The sequence below is a fragment of the Burkholderia sp. A9 genome (assembly GCF_000801975.1).
This window is the reverse complement of record NZ_JSZN01000004.1, coordinates 242,390-254,134: the sequence shown is the minus strand read 5'-3', so window position 1 is coordinate 254,134 and position 11,745 is coordinate 242,390. Positions and strand designations below refer to the sequence as shown.

General features: G+C 63.0%; 11 protein-coding genes. 9 read left to right on the top strand and 2 right to left on the bottom strand.

From position 1 onward, the window contains the following. Positions 1–77: 77 nt before the first annotated feature. From PI86_RS15960 to hpaB, 3 genes are all read left to right on the top strand, one after another. Positions 78–719 (top strand): JmjC domain-containing protein, encoded by a 642-nt coding sequence (locus PI86_RS15960; protein WP_326929216.1) that lies wholly within the window; start codon positions 78–80, stop codon positions 717–719. Positions 720–947: 228 nt separating this feature from the next. After that, the gene (locus PI86_RS16820; protein WP_152608031.1) at positions 948–1,340 is read left to right on the top strand and encodes a hypothetical protein; all 393 of its coding nucleotides are present in this window, start codon (positions 948–950) and stop codon (positions 1,338–1,340) included. Positions 1,341–1,375: 35 nt separating this feature from the next. Then, positions 1,376–2,848 (top strand): 4-hydroxyphenylacetate 3-monooxygenase, oxygenase component, encoded by a 1,473-nt coding sequence (gene hpaB / locus PI86_RS03095; RefSeq protein ID WP_235362674.1) that lies wholly within the window; start codon positions 1,376–1,378, stop codon positions 2,846–2,848. A gap of 27 nt (positions 2,849–2,875) precedes the next feature. Here hpaB and PI86_RS03090 read toward each other — a convergent pair whose 3' ends face one another. After that, positions 2,876–3,352, bottom strand: a complete 477-nt coding sequence (locus PI86_RS03090; RefSeq protein WP_014900764.1) for an Lrp/AsnC family transcriptional regulator — start codon at positions 3,350–3,352, stop codon at positions 2,876–2,878. Positions 3,353–3,531: 179 nt separating this feature from the next. Here PI86_RS03090 and PI86_RS03085 point away from each other — a divergent pair, with 179 nt between their 5' ends. Both PI86_RS03085 and PI86_RS03080 read left to right on the top strand, forming a co-directional pair. Continuing rightward, on the top strand, positions 3,532–4,773 hold the full coding sequence (locus tag PI86_RS03085) for a diaminopropionate ammonia-lyase (RefSeq protein ID WP_039318626.1): 1,242 nt from the start codon (positions 3,532–3,534) through the stop codon (positions 4,771–4,773). Positions 4,774–4,811: 38 nt separating this feature from the next. After that, positions 4,812–5,996: a M20 aminoacylase family protein gene (locus tag PI86_RS03080; protein ID WP_039318749.1), complete on the top strand. Its 1,185-nt coding sequence runs from the start codon at positions 4,812–4,814 to the stop codon at positions 5,994–5,996. 47 nt (positions 5,997–6,043) lie between these two features. Here PI86_RS03080 and PI86_RS03075 read toward each other — a convergent pair whose 3' ends face one another. Next, positions 6,044–6,757, bottom strand: a complete 714-nt coding sequence (locus PI86_RS03075; protein WP_039318624.1) for a GntR family transcriptional regulator — start codon at positions 6,755–6,757, stop codon at positions 6,044–6,046. Between the two features lie 172 nt (positions 6,758–6,929). Here PI86_RS03075 and PI86_RS03070 point away from each other — a divergent pair, with 172 nt between their 5' ends. The 4 genes from PI86_RS03070 (at position 6,930) to PI86_RS03055 (ending at position 11,703) form a co-directional block, all read left to right on the top strand. Then, positions 6,930–8,228 carry an MFS transporter gene (locus tag PI86_RS03070; protein ID WP_039318622.1) on the top strand — a complete coding sequence of 433 codons (1,299 nt, stop codon included), beginning with the start codon at positions 6,930–6,932 and terminating at the stop codon, positions 8,226–8,228. 51 nt (positions 8,229–8,279) lie between these two features. Continuing rightward, on the top strand, positions 8,280–9,008 hold the full coding sequence (locus PI86_RS03065; RefSeq protein ID WP_039318620.1) for a maleate cis-trans isomerase family protein: 729 nt from the start codon (positions 8,280–8,282) through the stop codon (positions 9,006–9,008). A 10-nt stretch (positions 9,009–9,018) separates the two neighbouring features. Then, complete coding sequence (hydA, locus tag PI86_RS03060; RefSeq protein WP_039318618.1) at positions 9,019–10,443, top strand: dihydropyrimidinase; 1,425 nt, start codon at positions 9,019–9,021, stop codon at positions 10,441–10,443. 63 nt (positions 10,444–10,506) lie between these two features. Continuing rightward, a complete protein-coding gene (locus PI86_RS03055) occupies positions 10,507–11,703 on the top strand; it encodes a serine hydrolase domain-containing protein (RefSeq protein WP_039318617.1) in 1,197 nt (398 codons plus the stop codon). Positions 11,704–11,745: the final 42 nt, after the last annotated feature.

The window sequence follows — 11,745 nt, the reverse complement described above, 5'->3', positions numbered from 1 at the left end:
CAGGTAACGTCTATAGTCGAAACTATAACGGATTCCTCCGCTATTCGTTCTCGGAGAGGGGAGAGAGGCGACCAAAGGTGGTTCATGGAGTGCTGCGCAAGGCATTGGGCGATGGCTGCGCAATCATCATAGACAATTGTGAAGTATTCTTTCCGGGGGTTGGCGCGCTAACAGAAGAAATTAGTTCTTCGCTTTGCTGCCAGGCTTGGGCCAACTTGTATGTTTCACCCAAGGGGCCGAGTGGATTTGGCTGCCACTTCGACGATCACGACGTCTTTGCTATACAAATTCATGGTATCAAGCGATGGACAATATATGCTCCCACATACCACTCGCCGAATCGAGGAGATAAGAGTTTCCACTTGCCTTCCCCCAAGGGAGCGCCGCTTAAGGAGTATTTGCTGTCCACGGGAAAGGGCCTGTACTTGCCATTTGGATATTGGCATGACGTTGAAGCTATGAGCGATATTTCAATGCACGTGACGATCGGGCTCGACTTTGCCCGCAAGTCGGATGTGCTGACGCTGCTCTTGGAAAAATTAACCAAGAATCGATTTTTTCGTGACAAGGTGAATCATTCGGCCACTGTGGCCGAGGCGGGCGAGCTGAAGGAAAGGGTAGTCCATTCGATACAAGAACTGGACATGGAAATGCTCCTTGTGGAGTTGCGTGAGCGAAGACGCGAAAGAAAGGTCGGGTTCGATTTTCCGGCGCTTTGAAAGAGTGTTGCGGGCAGCAGCAATTTAGATGGGGCGGTACTCGGCACGATGCGAGTAATGTGAAGAATAAAGGTTTTTTTACCTCTGTCTATGACCTGAAGATTTCATGTCGAGCAGAGAAATATCGGAAATTGGTATTTGCCTAGTTAGAAAGTGAAGATGTGTTTGGTATAGGGCGGATGCCGGCTGAATGGCTGGTGCCAAGAGAAGGGCATATATTTTTGCGGAATGAGACATAAATACTCGATAGCGCAGATTCGAGATGTCTGGATCAATGCTTACTTGAATGGTGAGGTGGATTGGCTTGCATATCTTGAGGCGCCATCATTTTTTGTGAATAGAAATGGCGTGCATATATCAAAATCTGAAGAAATTGCATTTATAGAGGTGAGTCGAAGGAAATTCCCGAACAAGCGCACGAATGATGTCAAATATACGGAGGTAATCGACCAGATGCGGGAGCGCAAGAATTGGGCCACAGTATACGGTTCGGCGCAAATCACGAGGGGCGGAGAGGTGGCCAGTCAATTTGATTTCTTCGAACTGTGGGTGATTGTTGAGAGCCGGTGGCAGGTCGTAATGCTATGCATCGAAGATATCGATCAAGCACGCAAAATATAACGATGATGGTTTCGTGTCGAGGAAATAAGGGCGCTATGTCCAGGTCGCTTGCGTTTAAAGATGAGTATCGAGGTGCGAGGATGGGTAAAGATTTCTTGCGACGTCTCGAAAATCATCCTCCTGAGCTTTGGTATCAGGGAAGGCGTATCGAAAATGTTCGAGAATCCGCGCAACTCAAAAACGGGATAGAGACGCTCGCCGCGCTTTATGACTATCAATGGGATCGCAGTGATCTCATGTTGGAGAGTATTGACGGAAGACAAGTGAGCAAGTCATTTTCGATCACAAAAAGCCGAAGTGATTTGCTGTCCGTCGGTAAGGCGCTTCTTGTAGGTGCTGAGTTCAGCCAGGGTATGCTCGGTCGCGATCCAGCTTACCTGAACAGGGCAGTTGCGTCATTCGCGGGGTCCGCGGATTTTTTCGACATTGGTGGAAGATCGTTTTCGCACAATGCCAGGAAATATTTTCGATTTGTGCGAGACAACGATCTCGCTCTTACGCATACGATATTGAATCCACGGGCCAATCGCCGAGTCGGGCCAGCGTTTCAAGATGACCCTACTGTATCGGCACATGTCACAAAGGAAACGGATGCGGGCATCTATGTAACTGGCGCAAGGTTGATTGCGACACTTCCTTTTGCCGATGAGATAGCGGTTTTCCCAGCGAGGTTACTGGATGTTTCAGACGCGTCTAAACCATACGCATTCGCATTCGTTCTGCCGACCTGTACTGAAGGGTTGAAATTTATCTGTCGGGAATCCGTTGACTACGGGACGGGTCGCAAAAATCATCCGCTTGGCGCGCGATATGAGGAAATGGATGCTGTAGCGATTTTCGATAATGTGTTGGTTCCGTGGGAGCGGGTATTTTGCTATCGCGATATAGACATTTGTAATCGCTTCTACGACGCGACCGGTGCGACCGCCCATATAACCTATCAAGTAGTGTGTAAGAACATTGTCAAGATCGAGTTTTTTCTTGGTCTCATTTCCCTGATGATTCGTGGGTCTGGGCTTGAGTCGTTTCAGCATATTCACGGTAAGATGGCCGAGGTCTGGGCGGGATGGCAAACGATGAAGGCATTCAAATTAGCCGCAGAGGCCGGGGCGAGGCCGAACGATTTTGGCATGCTGGTTCCTGACTGGGGGCCCCTGGAGGCTGCTCGATACCTGTTTCCCCGCATGTATCCGCAGATCGTGGAGATCGTTCAGCAGATTGGTGCCAGCGGCTTGGTGACGTTACCGATGAGTCAGGATCTGGATGGGCCGATGCGCGGCGAGATCGATAAATATTTTCAAGGCATGAGACTAGAGGCAGAGGAGAAGATTGATTTGTACCGGCTGGCGTGGGATGCATCAATCTCTGCATTTGGTGGACGCCAAGTTCTCTACGAACGATTCTTCTTTGGTGATCCCGTAAATATGGCGACCCGGATATTTCGAAACAATCCATGCTCAGAATTGATGGAGCGCGTGGATAACTTTATTCGCGATGGTCACGGCTAACCAATTTTAATATCTTGAATTCAAGCGCTACTCGTCCGAACCCACCGGGACCTCGAGCCCGACCTTCACGCGGCTCATGCTCACGAGCGTCTTGAACCGCTTCACGTTGTTGTTCGCGAAGAACAGCTCGCGCGTGAGCGCGTTGTACTGATCCATGTTCCGCACGGCCAGGATCAGCACGAAATCCCATTCCCCGGTCACGTAGTAGCACTGCTGGATCTGCGGGCAGCGCTCGAAGGTCCGCTTCATCGCGTCGAGCTGGTCGATCTGCTCGCTCTCGACCTCGACGTTGACGACGATCGTCAGCGGATGATCGACCTTGTCCGGCGCGACGATCGCGGTATAGCGCTCGATCACGCCATCTTCCGCGAGCCGCCGCAGGCGGCGGTTGACGGCGGCGGTCGACAGGTTCACGCGGGCGCCGAGTTCGTTCTGCGGCGTGTGCGCGTCGCGCTGGACTTCCATCAGCAGCTTGCGATCGAACGCATCGAGTGGGGTGGGCATGGTGGTGCGGCAACCTCGAAAGAATGAGAAATTTTTGCGTCCGGAGTGCCGATTTGGCGATTTCGTTGACCGGCATGCGCAATATTATTTTCGGACCGACAGCGAGCGCAACCCGTATGCGCCCGCACCGCAACCACCGACGGGCCGCCCGCGCGGCCCCTTTCCGGAGATTTCCCGTCATGCTGATCGCCAATCCCCGCGCGTCGCGCACCGACTATCCCGACACGCTGCAACGCGTCATGAACATCGCGGCGGCCGACGAGAGCGGCGCGTGGCTGTCGCACTGGCCGCTGGTGGGCGCCGCGCGCACGCCGCTGCGCGCGCTGCCCGACCTGGCCGCGCGGCTCGGCGTCGCGAGCGTCAGCGTGAAGGACGAAGCCTGCCGTTCGCCGCTCGGCAGCTTCAAGGCGCTCGGCGCGCCGATCGCGCTGATGCGGCTCGTGAAGCGGCTGCGGCGCAACGAGGCGCTCGATCCGCAGGGGCTCATGACCGGCCGTTACGCGGCGTCGCTCGCCGACCTGACTGTGATCAGCGCGACCGACGGCAACCATGGGCGCGCGCTGGCCGCCGCCGCGCGCGCGATCGGCTGCCGCTGCGTGATCGTGCTGCACGCGCACGTCGATGCCGAGCGCGAGCAGGCGATCGCCGCGCACGGCGCGCGGATCGTGCGGATCGCCGGCAACTACGACGAATCGGTCGTGCACGCCGCGCAGTTCGCGGACGCGAACGGCTGGCACGTGGTGTCGGATACGTCGTACGACGGCTACGAGGCGATTCCGCGCGACGTGATGCAGGGCTACGGCGTGATCGCGGCCGAAGCGCTCGCGCAGCAGCCGGCGGGCGCCGACGGCCGGCCGTTCACGCACGTGTTCCTGCAGGGCGGCGTCGGCGGTCTTGCGGCGGGTATCGTGAGCTACCTGTGGGAGCATGATGGCGCACAGCGCCCGCATTTCATCGTCGTCGAGCCGCGCCAGGCCGATTGCCTGTACCAGAGCGCGCTCGCGGGGCGCGCGACGAAGGCGACCGGCAGCGTCGATTCGGTGATGGCCGGGCTCGCGTGCGGCGAGGCGTCGCCGCTCGCATGGGATTTCCTCGAGCCGAGCATCGACCACTTCATGCTGATCGACGACGACGACGCGGTGCAGGCGATGCGCGCGCTCGCCGCCGGCAGCGAACGCGACGTGCCGTTCGTGTCCGGCGAGTCGGGCGCGGCGGGTATCGCGGGGCTGACCGTGCTGATGCGCGACCCGGCGCTGGCGCGGCAGGCGGGGCTCGATGCGAATGCGCGCGTGCTGGCGATCAGCACGGAAGGCGCGACCGCGCCGTCCGTCTACCGGCAGTGCGTCGGCTACACGGCCGACGCGGTGCTCGCGCGCCAGCGCGACTGGCTGAAGCTGAACCGCGCGGCCGCAGTGGCCTGAGCGAACCGAACGACATGACGACCGACGAGGCAAGCACGATGGACGCGATCGACGCAACGGAAGAAAGCACGCTGCAGGGGCAACTGAAAAGCTGGCGCCGGCATCTGCACCAGCATCCGGAGACGGGTTTCGAGGAGGTGAACACGTCGGACTACGTCGCGCGGATCCTGACGACGCTCGGGCTCGACGTGCATCGCGGGATTGGCGGCACCGGGCTCGTCGCGAACCTGACGGTCGGCACCGGCACGCGTGCGATCGGCATCCGCGCGGACATGGACGCACTGAACATCGTCGAGCACGCGCCGGGCCGCGAACATGCGTCGCGCACGCCGGGCAAGATGCACGCGTGCGGGCACGATGGCCACATGTCGATGGTGCTCGGCGCCGCGCAGCTGCTGGCCGAGCGCAAGGACTTCGACGGCACGGTGCGCTTCATTTTCCAGCCGGCCGAGGAGCACGGCCGCGGCGCGAAGGCGATGATGGCCGACGGCCTGTTCGAGCGCTTTCCGGTCGATGCGATCTTCGGCGCGCACAACATGCCGGGCATGCGCGCCGGCACGTTCTCGACGCGCGCGGGCGGCATCATGGCGAGCGAGGACAACTTCGTGATCCGGATCGACGGACGCGGCACGCATGCGGCGCGCCCGCACATGGGCATCGATCCGATCGTGATCGGTTCGCAGATCGTGCTCGCGCTGCAGACGATCGTGTCGCGCAATCTCGATCCGGGCCAGCAGGCCGTGATCTCGTGCACGGAGTTCATCACCGACGGGCTGCGCAACGTGCTGCCGTCGACGGTGACGATCAAGGGCGACACGCGCAGCTATTCGCGCGACGTGCAGGCGCTGCTGGAAGCGCGGATGCGCGAGATCAGCGAAGGAATCTGCCGCACCCACGGCGCGACCTGCACGTTCGAGTACACGCACGAGTTCGCGCCGACGGTGAATTCCCCGGAATGGGTCGAGACAGCCGTGCACGCGGCCGCCCACATCGTGGGGACCGACGCGGTGAACGCCGACGTGCAGCCGATGATGATCTCGGAAGACTTCGGCGCATTCCTGCAGGCAGTGCCGGGCAACTTCGTGTTCATCGGCAACGGCGAAGCGGCCGGGCGCGGCGGCGTGCCGCTGCACAACGCGACCTACGATTTCAACGACGAGATCCTGCCGGTCGGCGCGCGCTATTTCGCGGAAGTGGCGCGGCGCGCGTTGAAGGCCGCGTAGCGGGCGTCAGGCCGCCAGAATATGGCGGCCTGTCCATCACGAAGCGGTTACGCTTCGGCCGCCCGCTTGCCCGGCGCGGCGGCCGTGCTGGTGCGATCGAGGATCGCCAGCACTTCGCGCGCGGTGTTCTCCGAATGGCTGCGCAGCACCTGCGGTAGCCGCGTATGGTCGGGATCGGCGAGCGCGGCCATGATCTCGTCGTGCTCGTGCAGCGACTCGGCCCAGCGCAGCGTGTCCGCGTTCGCGGCGCCGCGCGCGCGGTGCACCTTCGACATCAGCGACGCATAGACGCCTGACAGCACCGGGTTGCCCGCCGCGTCGATGATCATCTGATGAATTTGCTGGTTCAGCCGGAAATACTCGACCCGCTTGCCGGCCTCGTGGCACTCGATCATCTTCCGATGCTTCGCCTGCAGCGCGGCAAGCGTCGACGCGCCGATCCGCTTGCGCAGCAACTCTCCCGCCATCGCCTCGAGCCCGTGCAGCAACTCGAACGTCGACACGAGATCGTCGACGTCGATCGACGCGACGCGATAGCCGATGTACTGGCGATGCGTGACGACGCCTTCCGCGACGAGCACCTTCAGCGCTTCGCGCAGCGGCGTCTTCGACACGTCGAACGCGAGGCTCAGTTCCTTCTCGTCGATCCGCGCGCCGGGCGGCAATTCGCCCTCGTCGATCATCACGCGCAGGCGCGCGGCGATCTCCGCGGCCATGCCGCGGGTGCGCAGAAGCAGGGGATTGCGGGGTGTCTGGCTCATGATGGTGCGAGCTTATCACGATATCGGGGCTTACCCTGCGCCAACGTTGTGATATAAGAATCTCAATCAAACCAAGCGTTTACGCTAACGGTAATTATAAATTTCTAATCCTATACTCGGCTCAACGTTGCGCGACGTCCTGACCATCCTCGTTCACTCCTGGAGTCCGTCCATGTCTTCAACCTCCGGTGTCGCCGCCCTGACGGTCGGCAAGTCCGCCGTCCGCTGGAAGATATTCGTCGTCATGCTGAGCCTCATCGCGATCAACTACGTCGATCGCGCGTCGCTGTCCGTCGCCATGCCTTACATCTCGCAGGAGTTCAATATCGGGCCGGCGATGGAGGGTCTGATCCTCAGTTCGTTTTTCTGGACCTATGCGGTGATGCAGATCCCGGGCGGGATGCTGGCCGACCGGTTCAAGCCGCGCATCGTGATCGCGACGGCGACCGTGTTCTGGGGCTTCTTCCAGGCGATCGCCGCGCTGTGCACGAACGCGCCGTCGCTGCTGCTTACGCGCCTCGGGCTCGGCGCGTCCGAAGCGCCGATCTACCCGGCCGGCGGCAAGCTCAACGCGATCTGGATGACGCAGACCGAGCGCGGCCGCGGCGCCACGCTGCTCGACGGTGGCGCGCCGCTCGGTGCGGCGCTGGGCGCGGTGCTGATTGCCGGGCTGATCGCGCTGCTCGGGTCGTGGCGGCTCGCGTTCGCGGTGGCCGGCGTGGGCACGGTGCTGGCCGGTTTTCTCGCGTGGTACTACATCCGCAACACGCCGCGCGAGCATCCGGGCGTCAACGATCTCGAAGCCGACTACATCGAGGCGTCGCACGCGAGCGACCTCGCGGCCGAGCCGGCCGGGGCATCGGGCCGCTCGCGCGACTTCTTCAAGTACCGCTCGGTGTGGTGCATGTTCTTCGGCTGGATGTGCTTCAACAGCGTGTTCTACGGGCTGCTCACGTGGATGCCGAACTACCTGCACAAGGTGCACGGCTTCGACATCAAGCAGATGGGCGGCTCGACCTTCATCATTTTTTTCTGCGGCTTCGTCGGCGAACTGCTCGGCGGCTGGATCGCCGACAAGTGGAAGGCCGCGGGTGGGCGCCCGAACGTCGTGATGCGCACGCTGTTCGGCATCGCCGCGGTGATCGCGACCGTGTCGATCTTCTCCGTCGCCTACGTGAAGAGCCCGGTCGTGTGCGTCGTGCTGCTGTCGACGACGCTGTTCTTCCTGCGCTGGTGCGGACTGTACTGGTGCATCCCGTCGTCGCTCGGCACGCGCAACAAGATCGGCTTCCTCGGTGGCCTCATGAACCTCGGCGGCAACATCGGCGGCGTGACCGTGCCGATCGTCGTCGGCGCGATCGTGCAGTTCACCGGTTCCTACTTCCTCGCACTGATGGTGTTCGCGGCGGCCGGCGTCGGCCTGCTCGTGTGCTCCAGCTCGATCGACTACGAAAACAAGCTCCCGGTCTGACCGACCCTTTTCATTGCATCCACTGCTTTCACTGGTAGAGAGACATCCATCATGAAGAAACGTACCCTGCTCGGCATGCTCACCCCTTCGTCCAACACCTCGCTCGAACCGCTGACGAGCGCGATGGTCGCCGGCCTGCCGGGCGTGTCCGCGCACTTCGCGCGCTTTCCCGTCACCGAGATCTCGCTGTCGGGCCAGGCGCTCGGCCAGTTCGACGACGACAAGATCATCCAGGCCGCGATGCTGCTCGCCGACGCGAAGGTCGACGTGATCGCGTGGAACGGCACATCGTCCGGCTGGCTGGGCTTCGAAGCCGACGAGCGGCTGTGCCAGCGGATCACCGAAGCGACGGGCATTCCGGCCACGACCTCGGTGCTCGCACTCAACGAGATCCTGAAGAAGACCAACGCGCATGAGTTCGGCCTCGTCACGCCGTATCTCGACGACGTGCAGACGAAGATCGTCGACAACTACCGCCGCTCGGGCCTGAACTGCATCGCCGAGCGCCATCTGAACCTGAAGGTCAATTTCTCGTTCTCCGAAGTGACGGGCGACCAGATCGGCGGGATGGTGCGCGAAGTCGCGAAGGCCGGCCCGCGCGCGATCTCGATCTTCTGCACGAACCTGAACGCCGCGCATCTGGTGCCGGCGCTCGAGGAAGAGACGGGCATTCCGGTCTACGACACCATCTCGACCGTCGTGTGGAAGTCGCTGCAGCTCGCCGACTACGACACGCGCCAGGTGAAGGGCTGGGGGCGTCTCTTCAGCGACGTGATCTGAGGCGCGCGCCATGTCGAACGATCTCGATTTCGTGATCCGTCACGCGGACGTCGTGACGGCGGCGGACCGGTTCTCGTGCGACATCGGCATCCGCGCGGGGCGCGTGGCCATGCTCGGCCACGGGCTGCCGCATGCGCCGCGCGAGCTCGATGCGAGCGGGATGCTGGTGATGCCGGGCGGCGTCGATGCGCACTGCCATCTCGACCAGCCGATGCCCGACGGGCTGCGGATGGCCGACGACTTCCTGTCCGGCACGCGCTCGGCACTGTGCGGCGGCACGACCACCGTGATCCCGTTCGCCGCGCAGGCGAAGGGGCAGTCGCTGCAGGCCGCCGTGGACGACTATCACCGGCGCGCGGAAGGGCGCGCGCTGGTCGACTACGGTTTTCACCTGATCGTCGCCGATCCGACGCCGCATGTGTTGGCCGAGGAGTTGCCGAGGCTGATCGCGAACGGCTACACGTCGTTCAAGGTGTACATGACCTACGACGACCTGAAGCTGAACGACCGGCAGATGCTCGACGTGCTGTCGGTCGCGCGCGCGCACGGCGCGCTCGTGATGGTGCATGCGGAGAATTCGGACTGCATCGGCTGGCTGACCGAGCGGCTGCTCGGCGACGGCCACGTCGCGCCGCACTTCCATGCGCATGCGCGGCCAGCCGTGGTCGAACGTGAGGCGACGCATCGCGCGATCGCATTCGCGGAACTCGTCGACGTGCCGATCCTGATCGTGCACGTGTCGGGCGCCGAAGCGATCGAGCAGATCCGCTGGGGGCAGTCGCGCGGGCTGCCGATCCTGGCCGAAACGTGCCCGCAGTACCTGTACCTGACGGCCGCCGATCTCGGCCACGACGGTCACGACGGCTACGACGGCTACGACGGCGCGAAGTGCGTATGCAGCCCGCCGCCGCGCGATCCGGCCAACCAGCAGGCCGTGTGGAAGGCGCTGAAGCAGGGCGTATTCTCGGTATTCTCGTCGGACCATGCGCCGTTCAACTACGACGACCCGTGCGGCAAGCATCCGGGCGGTCAGCGCGTATCGTTCGACCATATCCCGAACGGAATCCCGGGCCTCGAGACGCGGCTGCCGCTGCTGTTCGACGGCGTACGCAAGGGGCATCTGTCGCTGCACCAGTTCGTCGAGCTGACTTCGCTGCGGCCCGCGAAGCTGTACGGGCTGTATCCGCGCAAGGGGACGATCGCGGTCGGCGCCGATGCGGATATCGTCGTATGGGACCCGGACAAGCGCGTGCGGATCGCGAATTCGGCGCTGCATCATGCGGTCGACTACACGCCTTATGAAGGCATCGAGGTGACGGGCTGGCCGCGTCATTGCCTGTCGCGCGGCGAGCTGCTCGTCGAGGACGGCCGGCTGCTCGCGGCGGAGCCGGGGCGCGGGCAGTTCGTGCCGGCCGGCACGCCGTGTCTCGACTGACTTCACGTGACTTGATGTGAGCGCCCGCTTGCAGCAGCGGGCGCAGTTTCAACAGGAGCAAGAATGAGCGTTTCCCACGCAATGCGCGGCATCGCGGCGGCGGCCATCGTCGCCGGTTCAAACGGCGGCCCGGCGCTGGCCGCCGGTGGCGCACCGCAGGACCTGCCGAGCGTCGTGCCCGAAGCGGTCGGCGTCGATTCGGCGCCGCTCGTACGGCTGTCCGAATGGCTGCGCCGCGACCGGATGGACGTGCGCAGCCTCGTCGTCGTGAAGGACGGTCGGATCGTGTTCGAGCGCTACGGCGAGGGCCTTTCGCGCGACAACAACTACGAGCTGTATTCGGTAACGAAGACGATCACCGCGCTGCTCGCCGGCATCCTCGACGGCGAGGGCAAGCTCGGCCCGTCGACGAAGGTCGCGCCGCTGCTCGCGGCCGCGCGGCCCGATCTCGCGAGCGAACTCGCGGACAAGCAGGACATCGAGCTGCGGCACCTGATGTCGATGTCGAGCGGGCTGCGCTACACCACGCGCGAAGGCACCGATCCGCTGTATTACGACGCGCCCGACCGGCTGCACGTCGCGGTGACGAGCCGCGCCGCGCAGCCGCCCGGCACGCAGTTCGACTACATCGACGTGAACCCGGTGCTGGTCGGCACCGCCGTGTCGATCGCCGCGCGGGAACGCGAGGACGACTTCGCGCGCAAGCGGCTGTTCGAACCGCTCGGCTTCGCGCATTACCGCTGGAGCGGCGCCGACGGCACCGGCGCGGTGGCCGGCGGCTGGGGCTTGCGATTGCGCGCGGTCGACATGGCGAAAATCGGCATGCTGCTGCTCGACCACGGCCAGTGGAACGGCCAGCAGATCGTGCCGGCCGGCTGGGTCCGGCAGATGACGACGCCGTCGCCGGCCGCGGCCGATTACGGCTACTACTGCTGGATCAGTCACGTCGTCGAGCACGGCACGCCGGAATTCGGCGCGATGGGCTTCAAGGGGCAGTTCATCACGGTGCTGCCCGCGCAGCGCGCGGTCGTCGTGATGACGAGCCTGCTGCCGACCGACGGCGGCCTGCGCGACGCGACCTACCTGAACCTGTATCGACGGATGGTCGGCGACTACATCCTGCCGGCGCTCTCGCCCGCGCAGCCGCCGGTCGAGCGCGCGGCAACCACGCAGGCGCTGCGCGAAGAACTCGCGCGTAGCCGGCAGACGAAGGGCGTGCCCGGTACCGCCGCCGCGTTCAACGATGCGCCGGAGATTTGATGAGGATAGCGAACATTATTGGCCACTCGTCTGCGTGGCATC

What these genes read in the sequence shown, in the direction of transcription:
- PI86_RS16820 (WP_152608031.1), top strand. Translation starts at nt 948, where the DNA reads ATGAGACATAAATACTCGATAGCGCAGATTCGAGATGTCTGGATCAAT.
- PI86_RS03090 (WP_014900764.1), bottom strand. Translation starts at nt 3,352, where the DNA reads ATGCCCACCCCACTCGATGCGTTCGATCGCAAGCTGCTGATGGAAGTC.
- PI86_RS03080 (WP_039318749.1), top strand. Translation starts at nt 4,812, where the DNA reads ATGGACGCGATCGACGCAACGGAAGAAAGCACGCTGCAGGGGCAACTG.
- PI86_RS03070 (WP_039318622.1), top strand. Translation starts at nt 6,930, where the DNA reads ATGTCTTCAACCTCCGGTGTCGCCGCCCTGACGGTCGGCAAGTCCGCC.
- PI86_RS03055 (WP_039318617.1), top strand. Translation starts at nt 10,507, where the DNA reads ATGAGCGTTTCCCACGCAATGCGCGGCATCGCGGCGGCGGCCATCGTC.
- PI86_RS03075 (WP_039318624.1), bottom strand. Translation starts at nt 6,757, where the DNA reads ATGAGCCAGACACCCCGCAATCCCCTGCTTCTGCGCACCCGCGGCATG.
- hpaB (WP_235362674.1), top strand. Translation starts at nt 1,376, where the DNA reads ATGTCCAGGTCGCTTGCGTTTAAAGATGAGTATCGAGGTGCGAGGATG.
- PI86_RS03085 (WP_039318626.1), top strand. Translation starts at nt 3,532, where the DNA reads ATGCTGATCGCCAATCCCCGCGCGTCGCGCACCGACTATCCCGACACG.
- PI86_RS03065 (WP_039318620.1), top strand. Translation starts at nt 8,280, where the DNA reads ATGAAGAAACGTACCCTGCTCGGCATGCTCACCCCTTCGTCCAACACC.
- hydA (WP_039318618.1), top strand. Translation starts at nt 9,019, where the DNA reads ATGTCGAACGATCTCGATTTCGTGATCCGTCACGCGGACGTCGTGACG.